Annotated in this window: 15 protein-coding genes and 1 tRNA gene; 12 read left to right on the top strand and 4 right to left on the bottom strand. The window is 57.2% G+C overall.

The genetic code is table 11. The features are described 5' to 3' along the window. Positions 1 to 115: 115 nt before the first annotated feature. The 4 genes from ELY25_RS02130 to ELY25_RS02115 are packed head-to-tail and all read left to right on the top strand — an operon-like array spanning position 116 to position 4,730. Positions 116 to 1,096: an ABC transporter substrate-binding protein gene (locus ELY25_RS02130; RefSeq protein ID WP_126949660.1), complete on the top strand. Its 981-nt coding sequence runs from the start codon at positions 116 to 118 to the stop codon at positions 1,094 to 1,096. Between the two features lies 1 nt (position 1,097). Beyond that, positions 1,098 to 2,870: an ABC transporter permease gene (locus tag ELY25_RS02125; protein ID WP_185856283.1), complete on the top strand. Its 1,773-nt coding sequence runs from the start codon at positions 1,098 to 1,100 to the stop codon at positions 2,868 to 2,870. Then, positions 2,863 to 3,930 carry an ABC transporter ATP-binding protein gene (locus tag ELY25_RS02120; RefSeq protein WP_185856285.1) on the top strand — a complete coding sequence of 356 codons (1,068 nt, stop codon included), beginning with the start codon at positions 2,863 to 2,865 and terminating at the stop codon, positions 3,928 to 3,930. The genes ELY25_RS02125 and ELY25_RS02120 overlap by 8 nt, the downstream gene beginning before the upstream one ends. A gap of 8 nt (positions 3,931 to 3,938) precedes the next feature. Continuing rightward, positions 3,939 to 4,730 carry a symmetrical bis(5'-nucleosyl)-tetraphosphatase gene (locus ELY25_RS02115; protein ID WP_126949657.1) on the top strand — a complete coding sequence of 264 codons (792 nt, stop codon included), beginning with the start codon at positions 3,939 to 3,941 and terminating at the stop codon, positions 4,728 to 4,730. A gap of 114 nt (positions 4,731 to 4,844) precedes the next feature. Here the strand turns inward: ELY25_RS02115 and ELY25_RS02110 are convergent. Next, positions 4,845 to 4,921: transfer RNA gene (locus ELY25_RS02110), tRNA-Pro, on the bottom strand. Positions 4,922 to 5,009: 88 nt separating this feature from the next. Next, positions 5,010 to 6,014 carry an octaprenyl diphosphate synthase gene (ispB, locus tag ELY25_RS02105; protein ID WP_126949656.1) on the bottom strand — a complete coding sequence of 335 codons (1,005 nt, stop codon included), beginning with the start codon at positions 6,012 to 6,014 and terminating at the stop codon, positions 5,010 to 5,012. Between the two features lie 313 nt (positions 6,015 to 6,327). On the opposite strand from ispB, the gene rplU reads away from it, so the two are divergent. The 4 genes from rplU (at position 6,328) to proB (ending at position 9,470) form a co-directional block, all read left to right on the top strand. Continuing rightward, positions 6,328 to 6,639, top strand: coding sequence for a 50S ribosomal protein L21 (gene rplU, locus ELY25_RS02100; RefSeq protein WP_126949822.1), 312 nt, complete (start codon positions 6,328 to 6,330; stop codon positions 6,637 to 6,639). Positions 6,640 to 6,670: 31 nt separating this feature from the next. Continuing rightward, positions 6,671 to 6,928, top strand: coding sequence for a 50S ribosomal protein L27 (gene rpmA / locus ELY25_RS02095; RefSeq protein ID WP_018917617.1), 258 nt, complete (start codon positions 6,671 to 6,673; stop codon positions 6,926 to 6,928). A 138-nt stretch (positions 6,929 to 7,066) separates the two neighbouring features. Continuing rightward, on the top strand, positions 7,067 to 8,260 hold the full coding sequence (obgE, locus tag ELY25_RS02090) for a GTPase ObgE (RefSeq protein ID WP_126949655.1): 1,194 nt from the start codon (positions 7,067 to 7,069) through the stop codon (positions 8,258 to 8,260). A gap of 70 nt (positions 8,261 to 8,330) precedes the next feature. After that, positions 8,331 to 9,470, top strand: a complete 1,140-nt coding sequence (proB, locus tag ELY25_RS02085; protein WP_126949654.1) for a glutamate 5-kinase — start codon at positions 8,331 to 8,333, stop codon at positions 9,468 to 9,470. 62 nt (positions 9,471 to 9,532) lie between these two features. Here the strand turns inward: proB and ELY25_RS02080 are convergent, their stop codons facing one another. Next, positions 9,533 to 10,561 (bottom strand): DUF1853 family protein, encoded by a 1,029-nt coding sequence (locus ELY25_RS02080; RefSeq protein ID WP_126949653.1) that lies wholly within the window; start codon positions 10,559 to 10,561, stop codon positions 9,533 to 9,535. 131 nt (positions 10,562 to 10,692) lie between these two features. Here ELY25_RS02080 and ELY25_RS02075 point away from each other — a divergent pair, with 131 nt between their 5' ends. Continuing rightward, on the top strand, positions 10,693 to 12,048 hold the full coding sequence (locus ELY25_RS02075; RefSeq protein ID WP_126949652.1) for a Glu/Leu/Phe/Val family dehydrogenase: 1,356 nt from the start codon (positions 10,693 to 10,695) through the stop codon (positions 12,046 to 12,048). 58 nt (positions 12,049 to 12,106) lie between these two features. Here the strand turns inward: ELY25_RS02075 and ELY25_RS02070 are convergent, their stop codons facing one another. After that, the gene (locus ELY25_RS02070; RefSeq protein WP_126949651.1) at positions 12,107 to 12,583 is read right to left on the bottom strand and encodes a PepSY domain-containing protein; all 477 of its coding nucleotides are present in this window, start codon (positions 12,581 to 12,583) and stop codon (positions 12,107 to 12,109) included. Positions 12,584 to 12,713: 130 nt separating this feature from the next. Here ELY25_RS02070 and ELY25_RS02065 point away from each other — a divergent pair, with 130 nt between their 5' ends. The 3 genes from ELY25_RS02065 to ELY25_RS02055 are packed head-to-tail and all read left to right on the top strand — an operon-like array spanning position 12,714 to position 15,151. Further along, positions 12,714 to 13,103 carry a PepSY domain-containing protein gene (locus ELY25_RS02065; RefSeq protein WP_236995619.1) on the top strand — a complete coding sequence of 130 codons (390 nt, stop codon included), beginning with the start codon at positions 12,714 to 12,716 and terminating at the stop codon, positions 13,101 to 13,103. A 10-nt stretch (positions 13,104 to 13,113) separates the two neighbouring features. After that, entirely contained in the window at positions 13,114 to 13,791 is a 678-nt protein-coding gene (locus ELY25_RS02060) for a winged helix-turn-helix domain-containing protein (protein ID WP_126949650.1), read from the top strand. Then, positions 13,784 to 15,151, top strand: coding sequence for a sensor histidine kinase (locus tag ELY25_RS02055; RefSeq protein ID WP_126949649.1), 1,368 nt, complete (start codon positions 13,784 to 13,786; stop codon positions 15,149 to 15,151). Before ELY25_RS02060 ends, ELY25_RS02055 begins: the two co-directional genes overlap by 8 nt. The last annotated feature ends 15 nt before the right edge of the window (positions 15,152 to 15,166 follow it).

Genomic DNA, 15,166 nt, shown 5'->3' with positions numbered 1-15,166 from the left:
CGGCAAACAGAGTCCGTAATAATAGGACTCCAAGGCGTATTCAAGACATCTGGCGCAAGCGTTAGATTAGCGCCACGTTAACATCCGCCGCATCCCCAACAGTGGAGTCATATCGATGAAATCGGTCACCGGGCTTTTCGTGGCATTGCTTAGCAATGTTGCTGTCGCGTCTCCTTTAGTGCTTTATACCAACGATTTCGAAGATATTATCGGCGATCGTTTCACAGCGGATACCGGCTATGAAATCGAGGTTGTTCAGATGAGCGGCGGCAATTTGCTGGCGCGTATCGCGGCGGAAAGCAATAACCCCAATTGGGATGTAGTGCTGTTTGACGGGGTAGGCAGCCTGCATAGCCTGGATCAGCAGGGGATGCTCAAGCGTGGTGTCAGCCCTGACAACGAGCAGTATTTAACTGAGCAGGGACGCTCTTTAGTGCCCGAAAGCCGTGCGTGGATGCCTGCGGGAACCACTGCCTCCTGCGTACTGACGTACCGCACGGATATGGTCAGCGACCAGCCCACAGGCTTTAACGATCTTGCCGATAGCCAGTATCGCGGCATGGTGGGTCAAGCCGACCCAGCTGTTGCGGCCCCGGCTTACCCCTGCGTTGCTTGGCTGCACTACGACATGGGGATGGAGCAGGCGCGTGAGCTTTATACGGGCATATTGGAAAATGATCTGCGGGTGTTTCGCACTAACGGCCCGACAGGGCGCGCGTTGAGTTCTGGGGAGATTGCGGTGGCAATGCTCTCTTCGCCTAACGCCTACGCCATGCAAGAAGCGGGTGAGCCGATTAACGTGGTTTGGCCTGAGGGTGGGGCACCGGCCTCTTCACGTGGTGTTGCGGTGCAGGCCAACACCGAGCAGACCGAGGCGGCCGAGGCGTTCGTTAACTGGATACTAAGCCCTGAAACCCAGCAGTTTTTAACCGATAACGGCGGCAAGGATGGGCTATTTCTTTCACCGGTTGAAGGGGTAACGCCGCTCACCTACGGTCCACCAAAGGACGCGGTCTACAATGTCGCGCCCGCTGACTGGGCGGACGAGCATGAAGCGGAGATCAAGAATTGGTTTGCTGATCAGGCAGTCAACTAACATGCCTTCTGCTCTAAGCAAGCCGCACAGGATTGGGCTGGTAAAGCCTGATACGGCGGTGGGTATCGGGATCAGTTTAATACTGCTGGTGTTAGTGGCCATACCCATGGCGCTGGTGGTGGTGCAGGCGTTCATGCCTGGCATTCTTCAAGGTGACTTGAGCTTTGCCGGACTTGGCAACCTGAGCGAGCTTTTTCACCGGCGTTTGTGGCGCGTCTCCCTCATGAACTCGCTTTATCTAGCGGGTTATACAGCGCTCTTTGGCACGTTAATAGGGGGTGCGCTTGCGCTTGTTCGCCAGAAGTGCTCAAGCGTAGGCGGCACGGCGCTGGATTTATGTGCCTGGACGATGCTGATCATGCCGTCGTTTATTATTGCCCAGGGGTGGATACTATTTAGTGTTCGTAGCGGTATCGCTGCCCAATGGTTAGGCGCTACCTGGGTATATGATGCGGTCTTTTCACCACCGGGTTTGGTGGCGATCATGTGCTTAAAAAATTACCCGTTTGCCTATCTGGCGATTACTGCTGCCATGCAGTGGCACGTTAAAGAGTACCAGCATGCAGCGCGGCTTTGTGGGGCAGGGCCTTTACGTACACTTATCACGGTGCGGGCGCCTCTTTTGCTACCTGCCATACTCTCTGGGATGGTGCTGGTATTCATCGATACGCTAGGGGATTTCGGTTTGCCTGCCGCCTTGGCGACGACCTACCGCTTTCCAACGCTGCCTTACACCATCTTTACGGCAATTAATCAGTCACCTATTCGATTTGATTTGGCCGGCGTGCTTTCGGTTTACCTCATGTTCATTCTCGTAGCGGCGGTCGCACTTTATCTATGGCTTTTGCGCTGCTCGAGATTCGATTTTCTGACCGCAAAAGCGGAATCGGGCCATCAGCTGGTCTCAAAGAATGGCTGGATATTCACGGCAGTAGCATTCGGCTTTATTGGTATCGCGTTGGGTATCCCGTTAGGCAGCAGCCTGCTGGTGTCGTTAACGGAGAATATTGGGGCAGGTTTTGTAGTCAGTAATCTGACGCTTGGAAATTACGCGGCTGTCTTGCAAAGCGGTTCCGCACTTAAAGAGGCACTCGCCAATTCGCTTCAGATTGCACTTATTGCCGCCACTGCCAGTCTGATTGTGGCTTTTCTTGCGGCTTATTTGATCACATTTAGTCAGTTCTACTTGAATGGCCTGATCAATGTAATTTCGACCGTTACGCTTGCCGTACCAGGTGTCATTTTGGGCGTCGGGTTTATTTTTCTGTGGAATCATCCCTGGCTCGGCGCTTTAGGCCTTAACCTTTATGGGCATCCTTTCTTATTGGTCCTGGCCGGTATGGCGGGTGCTATTCCTATCGCCATTCGAGTATTGCTCGGTGCGATGGGGCAAATCCCCCACTCATTTATGGCGGCCGCCGCTTTGCAGGGGGCGGGATTATGGCGGCGCTTACTAACGATTCTACTACCACTGACGCTAGCTGCATTTTTATCGGCTGGGCTTGCAAGCTTTGGCTCCAGCGTCTTTGACTTGGCGGTGACGTCGATTCTTCACCCGCCTGGATATGCGGTGCTGCCTGTGGTGATTGATCGTATGTTCCAGCAAGGGCTCTATGGCGAATCAACGGCTTCAACCTTAATCGCCGCAACGCTCACGCTCTGCTTAATTCAGACCACTCAGGTAAGCGTGCGCCGCTTGTTTAAGCACTTATTGCAAACGCATCAGGCGGATGCTCCAAAAAAACTGGCAAGCGCTGAGGTGCACCATGCTTGATGTTTCCCATCTCAGTCGGCACTACGGCGATTCTGTTGCGCTGGATGACATAAGCCTTCATTTAGACACGGGACGTGTGTTAGCTGTGCTCGGCCCATCAGGATGCGGGAAATCCACCTTGTTAAAGCTGGTGTCAGGGCTTGAAGATCCTGATAGTGGTGAGATTCGAATCAATGGCCGTTTAATTGCCAAGCGCGGGTTTTCGCTTCCCCCTGAAAAAAGACCTATTAACATGGTCTTTCAAGACTATGCACTGTGGCCGCATATGAAAGTACGCAATATCGTGGGCTATGGCTTAACGTCTCTATCGCGTTCAGAACGCAAGCGTCGAGTGGACGAACTTCTCTCGCTTCTTCACCTGGATGGCTACGCCGATAGATTACCCGCAGAACTATCGGGTGGTCAGCAGCAGCGCGTGGCCATCGCTCGGGCGCTGGCCACCGACCCCGAGGTGTTGTTATTTGATGAGCCGCTATCAAATCTCGATGTGCAGTTACGAATGGAAATGCGTCATGAGCTGGCAGATCTGTTTGAGCGATTGCGCAAAACCGTTTTGTATGTGACTCACGATCCACTCGAGGCGTGTGCGTTTGCTGATGAACTCTTGGTGCTGCGGCACGGCAAGCTGGAGCAGGTGGGGCCTGTTCGCTCACTATTTGCTGACCCTGCATCGCCCTGGGTGGCGGGTTTGGCAGGCTACGACAGTCGCCTGACAGCGCATTTGCATAGCGCGATCGGCAATGGGTTATGGCGGCTTACAGTTGGGAATCAAACGCTTGTCTGCCGCTTAGCCGAGTGCGCTCAGGCAGTGCCTGGTGCTCCTGTCAGCCTGATGCTTCACAGCAGCTCCATAAAACTATGTTCGAAAGATGAGGAGCAACATCCTGATGTGAACTACCTCTCGGGCACTGTGCGTCAATGCATATTTGAGGGCCACCAGTGGCGGATCCGGTTAGATTTGGGCGAGACCCTGCTTTCATTAGTGAGTAATCAGCGGCATGAGCGCGGAAGTGGCTTGTCCGTTAGCTTTACTCAGCACTCTGCGCTTGCGTTTCATTAAGGTGCTCTGTGTCTCTTTATATCGTGGGTGATGTGCATGGGTGTATCGAGACATTGGAGCAGTGCCTCAATCGAGCGGGCTTTGATCCTGTCACGGATAAGCTATGGAGTGTGGGTGACCTGGTTGGAAAAGGGCCTGGCTCGCTTGAGGTATTACGCTTGGTCGAGTCCTTGGGTGATAGCTTCAATATGGTGCTGGGAAACCATGAAGTTCGTTTGCTCAGTCTGTTTGCAGGTGGTGATGGTTCTGCTAAAACGCTGCTTCAGCCTGTTTTGAAGGATAAGGGCAGTGTGGATTGGAAAAGCTGGTTGCGTCAAAAGCCACTCATGCTGCGCGATCAGCAGTTGGGGGTAACAATGACGCATGCGGGTATTTTTCCAGGCTGGAGCTTATCCCAGGCTGAGCGTTATGCCTGTCAGGCGAATGTTCAAATGCTTAATGCCAGCGACGCCTGGCTGCGTCAACTGGCGCAGTCGCCCTATAAGCGTGCGGTTACTGATGTGGATGCAGGGCGCTACACTGTTCATGCGTTTACGGAGATGCGTTATTGTAATATCTCGGACCCCAATCGACCGACACTAGATTTTACTTGTAAATCGCCTCTGGAGGTTACAGGGCCACTAGTACCATGGTTTGAACTATGGTCAGCGCAATCTGAGTTATGGGTGTTTGGTCACTGGTCTGATTTGCAAGGCGCAACCGGCCGAGCTGATATTCGTTGCCTGGATACGGGCTGTGTCTATGGCCGAAGTTTAAGTATTTTGACAGTAGCCGCGGATGGGACAGTAACGAACGTATAAGAAGTGATGGCGCGCTGAGTGATGTGCTGTTCCCGGCGCCAGATAACCTGCTTTGCCTTAACAAAAACGGCCACTTGCTCAAAGAGCTAAGTGGCCGTTTTTAATAATGTTCTTTGGTCGGAATAGCAGGATTCGAACCTACGACCTCTGCCTCCCGAAGGCAGCGCTCTACCAAGCTGAGCTATATTCCGAAGGTTGTGAGCAGTGCTCTACAACGGGGCTGAATCATACACAGGAGAGTGCTTTTTTTCAAGCCCCGAAAGCGTGTGGGGCTGAATTTTATGCTTGCCGGTCAACGGCCATACGGGCGAGTTCGGCCATGCTGTCGCGGTAGGCGCTGGGCGGCAGAAGCTCAAGCTGGGCAAGCGCTTTATCGGCCATTTCGTCGGCGCGCTTGCGGGTGTACTCAAGAGCACCGGTTGTGTGCACAATCGCCAGTACTTCTTCAAGTTGTTCCAAGCCGCCCTTGCGGATCACCTGGCGAATCAGCTTGGCCTGCTCCGGCGTGCCCTGTTCCATGGCGTGAATCAACGGCAGCGTGGGTTTGCCTTCGGCCAGGTCGTCGCCGACGTTTTTACCCATGGCGTCGGCATCACCCTGATAGTCCAGCAGGTCGTCAATCAGCTGGAAGGCAAGCCCCAGGTAGCGGCCGTAAAGTTTAAGGGCTTCGGCCTGCTCGGGCGTTGCATTTGCCAGCACCGCACCACTGTGGGTGGCGGCTTCGAACAGCATGGCGGTCTTGCCCTGAATGGTTTCGAAGTAATCCGCCTCGGAAATGCCCGGGTTGCCAATATTGGTCAGTTGAAGCACTTCACCTTCGGCAATAGTGCAGGTAGCGCTGGAGAGAATCGCCATGATCTCCATCGAGCCTACATCTACCATCAGCTGGAACGAGCGCGAGTAGAGAAAGTCGCCGACCAGTACCGAAGGCGCATTACCCCAGGCATCGTTGGCAGTTTTCTTGCCCCGGCGCATATGCGACTCATCTACCACATCGTCGTGCAAGAGCGTCGAGGTGTGCATGAATTCGATCAGCGTGGCCAGCGTAATGTGCTTGTCGCCTTCATAGCCCAGCGAGCGGGCCGCTAACAGCACCAGTAATGGACGCAGGCGCTTGCCGCCGCTTTCGATAATGTACTGGCTGATGGTTTCGACGAGGGGGACTTTGGAGGTGAGCTGCTCAACAATTGTCCGGTTGACGGCTTCAAAGTCATCTGACACCACGGCGTGCAGCGGTGAGGGCGTTGGGCTGGCAGTCGGGGATGGGGAGACGTTGACAGTCATGGGTTCCGTTCATCGCGGCAGGTGAAGGGGCGTGCCCCGTAAATTGAGGTCATGCTATGGGGCTGTTGATAAGGCGTCAAGGCGCGTTACCGCCAGCCTATGTGGCAAATGAGAAAATTGCTAATTGACAACGGCCGGTAGTCTTGTGATAGAGGGTAAATGTCGTTATAATCCGCGACCCACTCATCATGCTCCCTGTCAGATGGCTGCCAAAAGGGGCGCCACTCGCAGCAGGTCAATAAGAGCACGACTCGAAAGAGCGTAAATGATGAGCGCTGCCGAAGCGGCATTAACGACAAGTCCGGAGAGTGACATGTACGCAGTTATTAAAAGCGGTGGTAAGCAGTACCGCGTTCAGGAAGGTCAAACGCTCAAGCTCGAGAAAATCGAAGTCGCTACCGGCGAAACGATCGAGTTTGATGAAGTGCTGTTAATTGCAGACGGCGATGACTTCAACATCGGCGCGCCGATGATCAGTGGTGCCAAAGTTTCCGCCGAGATCGTTTCTCACGGCCGCGGTGACAAGGTGACCATCATCAAATTCCGTCGTCGTAAGCACAGCATGAAGCGTCAGGGCCACCGTCAGTGGTTCACTGAAGTCAAAATTACCGGAATTTCCGCGTAAGCGGTTACATTCCCCAAGAGGAGAATTTGCAATGGCACATAAAAAGGCAGCCGGCTCCACGCGTAACGGTCGCGATTCCGAATCCAAACGCCTCGGTGTGAAACTTTTCGGTGGCCAGGCAGCGAACGCAGGTAGCATCATCGTTCGTCAGCGCGGCACACGCTTCCACGCGGGTACTGGCGTTGGTCTGGGTCGTGATCACACTTTGTTCGCTCTGAACGAAGGCTTTGTGAAGTTCGAGACCAAAGGCCCGAAAAACCGCAAGTTCGTTAGCATCGTTTCTGAATAAGCAACCTTTGTTGCGCAGGACGTAGATAACGAAGAAAAGCCCCGCTATGGCGGGGCTTTTTTGTCTGTTTGAACCCACTTGCCCGCACTCGGGCAGGGTTGTTGCATATAGGGCGGCGGAAGCGGCCGGGAGAATCCAATGCAGTTCGTCGATGAAGCCTCGATTATTGTTGAGGCGGGAAAAGGCGGCAATGGCTGTCTGAGCTTTCGCCGCGAGAAATATGTGCCGAAGGGCGGCCCCGATGGGGGTGATGGCGGTCATGGTGGCAGCGTTTACCTGATTGGTGATGATGCGCTGAATACGCTGGTGGATTTCAAGTTCCAGCGTTTTTACAAGGCTGAAAACGGCCAGGGCGGCATGGGTCGTCAGATGAGCGGCAAGGCAGGCTCTGATCTGCACGTTAAAGTGCCGGTTGGTACCACCGTGGTGGATGTCGATACATTGGAAGTCATTGCTGACGTTACCGAAATTGGCCAGGTCGTGCTGGTGGCGGAAGGTGGACGCCGTGGGTTGGGTAACATCCACTTCAAGTCCTCCACCAACCGCGCGCCGCGGCGCACCACACCCGGCACCGAAGGCGACCGGCGTAACCTGCGTCTGGAAATGAAGGTCATGGCCGATGTAGGCCTGCTGGGCATGCCCAACGCCGGTAAATCCACGCTGATTCGTTCGGTGTCGGCGGCCAAGCCCAAAGTTGCCAACTACCCGTTCACCACCCTGGTGCCTAATCTGGGTGTTGTGAAGCTGGGTATGCACGAACACTTCGTGATGGCTGACGTACCAGGTCTGATTGAAGGCGCTTCCGATGGTGCGGGGTTGGGGTTGCGTTTTCTCAAGCACCTGACCCGCACGAGGCTACTGTTTCACGTGGTCGATGTGGCGCCTTTTGATGAGTCTGACCCGGTAGAAGCCGCGCAAGCGATTGTTCATGAACTGGGTCAGTTCTCCCCCGCACTTTCCGAACGTCCCCGCTGGCTGGTGCTGAACAAGTTCGACCTGCTGCCGGAAGACGAGCGCGAAGCGCGTGCCGAAGCGATTATCGAAGCGCTCAACTGGGATGGCCCGGTGTTCCGTATCTCTGCGATTAGCAGCGAAGGCACGGATAAACTGGTTCAAGCGGCCTACCGCTGGCTGACCGAGCAGCGTCGCCTTGAGAATGAAGATGAAGAGGCGCATGCGCGCGAGCAGGAAATGCGTCGGCGCATGGAAGAAGAGTCCGTGGCCCGTATCGAAGAGCGCCTGGGGCGTCGACGCAAAAAAGCCGACGATGAAGGGGACGATGAAGACTTCGACGATGATGATTACGATGTGGAAGTCGAATACGCGCCCTGATCAATTAGCTGTCAGCACGGGTCTAGCGGTGTAAACGTACTTAACAACATGCCTTGAAAGGTTGAAGCGGATGGAGAGTCATGAGCAGGGGTTGGGCCGCGAGGCCCTGAGCCGCGCCCGGCGCATTGTGGTCAAGATTGGCAGCGCGCTTTTGACCAACGATGGCCGGGGCTTGGATGAAGCCGCCATCGGCGGCTGGGTCGACCAGGTAGCCAAACTGCATCAGCAGGGTGTGGAAGTGGTGCTGGTCTCCTCAGGCGCCGTGGCGGCCGGTATGGTACGCCTTGGCTGGCAGGCTCGCCCGAGCGCGGTGCACGAGCTGCAGGCCGCAGCGGCGGTTGGCCAGAACGGCCTGACCCAATGCTATGAACAGCATTTCGCCCGCCACGCCATGTTGACCGCGCAAATCCTGCTGACCCACGATGATCTTTCCAATCGCAAGCGCTATCTGAATGCGCTCTCGGCCCTGCGAACGCTGGTGGAGATGCGCGTGGTCCCGGTGATCAACGAAAATGACACCGTGGTCACTGACGAGATCCGCTTTGGCGACAACGACACGTTAGGCGCCCTGGTGGCTAACCTGCTGGAAGCTGACGCGCTTTTGCTGCTGACCGACCAGGAAGGCCTGTTTGATGCCGACCCGCGCCACAACCCTGAAGCTAAAATGATTGCCGAAGGGCGCGCCGATGACCCACGGCTTGCCGCTGTGGCGGGTAGCGGCGGGGCGCTGGGGCGTGGCGGGATGAGCACCAAGGTGCGCGCGGCCAAGCTTGCTGCACGCTCTGGCGCGGTGACGGTGATTGCCAGCGGCCGCCAGCCGGAGGTGATTAACCGGATTATGGCGGGCGAAGCGTTAGGCACATTGCTGCATCCGGAACAGGCACCCATGGCGGCCCGCAAGCGCTGGCTGGCCGGCCAGTTGCAGGTGCGCGGTACGCTGATTGTGGATGCCGGTGCGGTCAAGGTACTGCGCGAAAAAGGCTCTAGCCTGCTGCCCGTAGGGGTGCGCGGCGTGGAAGGTGCGTTTAAGCGTGGCGACATGGTGGTCTGCGTAGATGAACAGGGCATACCCATGGCCAAGGGACTGGTGAATTATGGGGTGGACGAAGCGCGCCTGCTGGTTGGTCAGCCCAGCCACCAGATCGAGGCGATTCTAGGCTATGTAGAAGCCCATGAACTTATTCACCGCGATAATCTGGTCGTGATCTAGCACGGTTAACGGGCTGGGCAAAAGCGCCGCTTACGTAAAGTAAGCGGCGCTTTTTTTATGGGTTAATCCTGAAGCGAGACAGGCAACGGCACTTGGTGGGGCCAGCTGTTCGGCACAATAAAAACCCGCTCCAAGCGCTGCTGGTCGGGGAAGTAAAGCATCACCTGCTGAGGCCCGCGCTGGTCAATTAGCTGCCTGATGCCGGGCATTACGATGTTTTCTGGGTGAAAGGCGCTTTGGTGGGGTGGCGCCAGCCAGTGGGGCTTTTGTAGCCAGGCCAGGGTGAAGGGGGTGGCAAAGCTTGCCACAAGGTCAGGCCAGTCGTTCAGAAAACACCATAGGCCTTGGCGATGTTCGTCCGTTGCCCCTTGGGGTGAAGGCAGTGATGCGTGCCAGGGGTAAAACAGTACACCGGGCATGGCAAGGCGCTGGGTAAGGGCGGTTGCTGGTTGCTTCTGCGGGCAGGCCAGGGTATCGCGGGGCGTTAGCCACTGCGAAAGGGTGGTAAAGGCTAATGGCGTAGCGGAAAGCGGCAGTTGGTGGCGATGCAAATGGCGGCATTTAAGCGCCAGGCTGTCCAGCCCACCAGGGCCAATCCAGCGGCTTGAACTGGTGGCATCGCCGGGGCCTTCCGGCAGGCCAAGATAGAACTTGATTGCCACTTCTAAATGTATCGGCGCCGGGTTGGCACGGGTTCGGTAGAGCATGTCCAGCTCACCAAGCGTTGTGCGGTTATGGAAAATACGCACGTTGCGGGCAAGCAGGCGCGTACCAGGGGCGTGATCCAGCAGGATATGCCATAACCGCTCATGATAATGCCCCAGGCGGGTCGCTCTTCTGTCGCTTGCCGTGGCCAATAAGGCTGGGGAAAGCGTTAAAAGCCACTTTGTCAGCGATTCCTCATGCTCCCGCTTGTGCAGGCCAAGCTCTTGCAGAGTAGGTCGTCCGGCGCAGGGAATCGGTGGCGGCAGCTCCACTAAGTCGGGCGTAAGTGCAAGCCAGGCCAAATCACGCAGCAGGGATGACGAAGCGTGATCGGGCCGCCGGTAGAGTTCGCAACTAACGCCTTCTGCATCCGGGGGAGTGGGCAACGCTATCTCCTGCAGGCCAACAAAGAGGGCAAAGAAGGTAGCTGCCCTCAACTGTTGCCAAGCTGCTACGCTTTCTTGTACAGCGACATTAACGCGATAACCCGCACTAGCCAAGGAAAGGAGCGTGTTAAATGGGTAAGGCCAAATCGAAAAAAACCAAAGCAAAAAATAAACACTCCCAGGCGGATCAGCCCCAGGCGCAAAAAACCGTCCCGCAGGCACTGACCCCCGAAACGGGTGCTGCACTTTTTGAGGATGCACGTTCGCGGCTGGAGGATGTCTTTAAAGCACTGGATATTCATCCTGATGCGCAGGCGCGCCTGATGCAGCCAAGTCTATCGTTACAGGTGAGCGTGCCGGTTCGCATGGATGATGGCAGCCTGAAGGCCTTTCCGGCCTGGCGGGTACAGTACGATACCAGCCTCGGCCCGGCCAAGGGCGGCGTGCGCTTTCATCCGGAAGTTAATCAGCATGAAGTCACCACGCTAAGTTTCTGGATGGCGGTCAAGTGTGCGGTGGTGGGCTTGCCTTACGGCGGTGGCAAGGGCGGTGTGCAGGTGGACGCCAAATCGCTCTCCGCGCTTGAGCGCGAGCGTCTGGCGCGCGGATATATCCGGACCATTGCCGATGTGATGGGGCCGGATCGCGATATTCCCGCCCCGGATGTCAACACCGATGCCATCGTCATGGGTTGGATGATTGATGAGTACGAGCACATTGTGCGTGCCCACGCGCCTGCCGCGATTACCGGCAAGCCGCTTCCGCTGGGCGGATCACCAGGTAGGGTGGCGGCCACCGGGCGCGGCGCGCTGAAAGTGCTCGATCTATGGGCCGAGCGTGAAGAACGTAAGCCCGAAGAGACCACCGTGGCGGTCCAGGGCTTTGGCAACGCGGCGTATCACTTTGCCCGGCTAGCCAGTGAGCGGGGCTATCGGATCGTCGCGCTGTCCGATTCCAGCGGCGCGATCTATAACGCCGACGGTATCGACATTGACGCGGCGTACAAGGATAAAGCCCAGCACGGCAAGCTGAGCAAGAGTGACGCGGGCAAGCACATCAGCGGAGACGAGCTGCTAACACTGGAGGTCGACGTACTGACCCTGGCCGCGCTTGAAAATCAGATCCATGTCGACAACGTTGGCCAGGTACAGGCCAGCGCGATTCTGGAAATTGCCAACGGCCCGCTGACCAGCGATGCCGACGAACAGCTTGCCAAACGGGAAGTGCCGGTGCTGCCGGATGTGCTGGCCAACACAGGCGGGGTGATTGTCAGCTATTTCGAGTGGCTGCAAAACCGGGCGGGTGAAGCCTGGGGTGAAGAAGAGGTCAATCAACGCCTGGAGGCCCTGCTGGAAACGGAGGCGGGGCGCGTGTTAAACCGCGCTGAAGAGGAAAGCATTACCTACCGGCAGGCCGCCTATCGCCAGGGGATCGAGCGCATCGCCGATGCCATCATGGCGCGGGGCAACTGCCTGGACGGCCGCTAAGGGTGGGCTGAACAAAAACGGGCTCCCAAAGGGAGCCCGCTTGGCGTAAGGCGAACTGTTAATCGCGGTCGATCTGAGTCACTTCAGCAGAACCCTGGCGTACGCTGATCTCAAGCTCGCGACCACTTTCATCGTGGCCCTCGATGTCGATGATGCCGTTCTTATCGATGTCGATGTCCTCGAACTCGACCATGCCTTCCTGTTGGGCGATTTGAAGGGCCTGGCGAATGTCGTCTTCGCTCATGCCCCAGGCGCCGGTAATCAGGCGCTCGCGCTGTTCTTGCAGCGTTTCGCCGCTATCGATTGAAAACTCGACATCGGCGTACCATTCGTTATCCAGCCAGCCTTCCACTTCGGCGCGGCCGCGGTCTTCTATACTGATCTCTTCATACTGAGTGAAGCCATAGTCGGATGCATGACTCAATACGTTGTCGATTCGATCAATGGGGAGTGAATCGGCTTGCGCGCTACCCATTGCGGCGGCGAAAAGCAGGGCGGACGTCGGGATGATCAGCATTTTTTTGATGGCGTTCATGGCAAAATCCTTCTTTGATTTAGCAAAGCATTCAACGAATGCGACACGGTAGTTATAGCACCCGGGTTCTTTCCTTAAACTGAACGGGCCGTTCATCTAACGTTCATATTGCTTTTGGCATGCTAGGCCCATGAAAGCCACGTTGCGTTCTCTTAGTTTCTTATGCCGCTATGGCCATTGTCTGCCCCGCTGTTCACTCGGCGCCGGGCTTTTGGTTCTGGCTCTTTCGGCAAGCGCCGTGATTTGCGGCAGTGCCATGGGCGACCAGCACTGGGAAACGCTGTACGGTGAAGTGCGGCGCGGCGATGTGGTGTCGCTTGAAACCATACTTGATTGGCTGGAAGCGCACTATATTGGCGAGGTGCTGGAAGTGGAAGTAGAGCGCGAGAATGGCTATGTCGAGTATGAAATCAAAATGCTGGGCCCGCAGAACCAGGTAGTCGAATTTGAATTCGATGGCCATAGCGGCCAGTTAATGGCAATCGAGGGTGTGCGCATTAACGAAATGCGTCGCCCCTAAGGCATACAACATGAAGTGTTTGCTGGTAGAGGATGACCAGGCACTGGCGCGGGAATTGAGCCAGGCGCTGCGTGACGGTGACTGGCTGGTGGAGCATGCAGAAAATGGCCAGGAGGCCGACTTTCTGGTACGTACTGAAACCTACGATACGCTGATTCTGGATGTGGGGCTGCCCGATGGAGACGGTACCCGCTGGCTCGCTTCCTGGCGCGACGACGGCATCGACCTGCCGGTGCTCATTCTCACCGCCCGGGAGCGCTGGGCCGACAAGGCGGCAGGCTTTACCGCCGGCGCTGATGATTATGTTACCAAGCCGTTTGAATCCGCCGAGGTGCTGTTTCGTCTGCGTGCCCTGGTACGTCGCAGCCATGGCCACTCTCATCCCGTACTCAAGGTGGGTGAGCTGAGTCTGGATACGCATACCCAGCACGTGGCGCTGGCGGGCCGGCCGGTGGGCCTGACCGCCCAGGAGACTCGCCTGCTCAGCTACCTGATGCACGCCGCGCCCCGTGTGGTGAGCCGTAGTGAGCTTTCCGAGCACGTTTACGACCGCGACCACGAGCCGGACTCCAACGTGATTGATGTGCAGATTAGCCGGCTGCGCCGCAAGCTGGGCGCCTGGCGATTTGCCACGCTAAGAGGGCAAGGCTACCGGCTATTGGCTGAAGAGCCCGGCGTGGATGAATAGGCAGGCGCCCAGCTGGAAGCGGCGTTGGTCGGGGCGCTCGATAAGCCTGCGCCTGCTGCTCGCCGTTTTGCTGATGATCGGGATTGCGCTGCCGGTCGCTGGCCTTTGGCTGGCACACCATTTTCGCACGGCCGCCACCGAAGCCTTCGATGAGCGTCTTGAGGCTACGCTTAACGTGATTATCGCTGGGGTGACGTTCGACCCGCTAAGCGGGCAGTTGCGTTATGCCGGGGGGCTCGGGGATCCACGCTTTGAGCAGGTATTTTCAGGTTGGTACTGGCAGGTTACCGATAAGCAGGCACACACCACCACGTCACGCTCGCTGTGGGACCAGCGCCTGCCAGTCACCGACAGTGAACAGGTCAGCGGCCGCGGCGTTACCGGGCCACGCGGGCAGTCGCTGCGTGTGGTTGAGCGGGATATCTACCTGGCCCCTTTGGAAGAACCGCTGCATATTAGCGTTGCGGCCCGTGACGATGAGTTAAAAAGCGATATCGGTGAATTCCAGCGTCTGCTGTGGCTCGGTTTGTTGGGGCTGGGTGCTCTGCTTCTGGGCGTGCTAGGCCTGCAGGTTCGCTGGGGGCTGGCGCCTTTGCGGCGCATGCAGACCAATCTACGCGACGTTGAGCAGGGGCGGGCTGAGCAGCTGGCTACCGATCTGCCTGAGGAGTTGGCCACCCTTGCCGCGTCGATGAACGCCGTGCTGGCCCGCGATCAGCGGTTGATTGAGCGCGGGCGGCATACGGCAGGCAATCTGGCGCACGCGCTGAAAACACCACTGAGCGTGATGCGCTTACTGGTTCGTCAACTGCCTGAAGCACGCCGGGCCGCCTGGGACGTTGAACTTACCCGAGTAGATAGCGCGGTTCGTCACCACTTGGCACGCGCTTCGGCGGCGGGCGAGGGCGTGCGCTTTGCGCCCATTCAGCTACACGACGCCCTGGCTCCGTTATTGAATGGGCTGGCCCGGCTGGCCCAGCGACGCCATATCAACCTGCATCACGTCTTTGAAAACCCGGCACGAGTGCACATCGACACCCAGGATATTCAGGAGCTTGTTGGCAACCTGCTGGATAACGCGCTGCGCTGGGCGCAGCACGAGGTGCATCTGCAGGTACAGACAATCGGCCAGACGCTTCGCTTGACCGTGAGCGACGATGGCCCGGGGATGACCGAAAAAGAGTGCCAGGAAGCTGTCCAGCGTGGCCGTCGGCTGGATGAGCAGCGCTCTCAAAGCGGCCTGGGGCTTGCCATCGTGTCGGATCTGGTCACGCTTTATCATGGCCAGATGTGCCTGCAACGCGCGTCGGCCGGAGGCCTGGAGGTGGTGATAGAGCTGCCGGTAGTGGCACGCGGATAAGGAAAACAGGTGGCC

This window comes from Vreelandella populi (assembly GCF_003989825.1).
Lineage (GTDB): Bacteria > Pseudomonadota > Gammaproteobacteria > Pseudomonadales > Halomonadaceae > Vreelandella > Vreelandella populi.
The sequence above is the reverse complement of the archived record's forward strand: the minus strand, read 5'-3'. Positions and strand labels throughout refer to the sequence as shown.

Excerpts from the sequence above, each read along its gene's own strand:
- ELY25_RS02130 (WP_126949660.1), top strand. The coding sequence starts at position 116 with ATGAAATCGGTCACCGGGCTTTTCGTGGCATTGCTTAGCAATGTTGCT.
- ELY25_RS02125 (WP_185856283.1), top strand. The coding sequence starts at position 1,098 with ATGCCTTCTGCTCTAAGCAAGCCGCACAGGATTGGGCTGGTAAAGCCT.
- ELY25_RS02120 (WP_185856285.1), top strand. The coding sequence starts at position 2,863 with ATGCTTGATGTTTCCCATCTCAGTCGGCACTACGGCGATTCTGTTGCG.
- ispB (WP_126949656.1), bottom strand. The coding sequence starts at position 6,014 with ATGACTGTCAACGTCTCCCCATCCCCGACTGCCAGCCCAACGCCCTCA.
- rplU (WP_126949822.1), top strand. The coding sequence starts at position 6,328 with ATGTACGCAGTTATTAAAAGCGGTGGTAAGCAGTACCGCGTTCAGGAA.
- rpmA (WP_018917617.1), top strand. The coding sequence starts at position 6,671 with ATGGCACATAAAAAGGCAGCCGGCTCCACGCGTAACGGTCGCGATTCC.
- obgE (WP_126949655.1), top strand. The coding sequence starts at position 7,067 with ATGCAGTTCGTCGATGAAGCCTCGATTATTGTTGAGGCGGGAAAAGGC.
- proB (WP_126949654.1), top strand. The coding sequence starts at position 8,331 with ATGGAGAGTCATGAGCAGGGGTTGGGCCGCGAGGCCCTGAGCCGCGCC.
- ELY25_RS02075 (WP_126949652.1), top strand. The coding sequence starts at position 10,693 with ATGGGTAAGGCCAAATCGAAAAAAACCAAAGCAAAAAATAAACACTCC.
- ELY25_RS02070 (WP_126949651.1), bottom strand. The coding sequence starts at position 12,583 with ATGAACGCCATCAAAAAAATGCTGATCATCCCGACGTCCGCCCTGCTT.
- ELY25_RS02065 (WP_236995619.1), top strand. The coding sequence starts at position 12,714 with ATGAAAGCCACGTTGCGTTCTCTTAGTTTCTTATGCCGCTATGGCCAT.
- ELY25_RS02060 (WP_126949650.1), top strand. The coding sequence starts at position 13,114 with ATGAAGTGTTTGCTGGTAGAGGATGACCAGGCACTGGCGCGGGAATTG.
- ELY25_RS02055 (WP_126949649.1), top strand. The coding sequence starts at position 13,784 with ATGAATAGGCAGGCGCCCAGCTGGAAGCGGCGTTGGTCGGGGCGCTCG.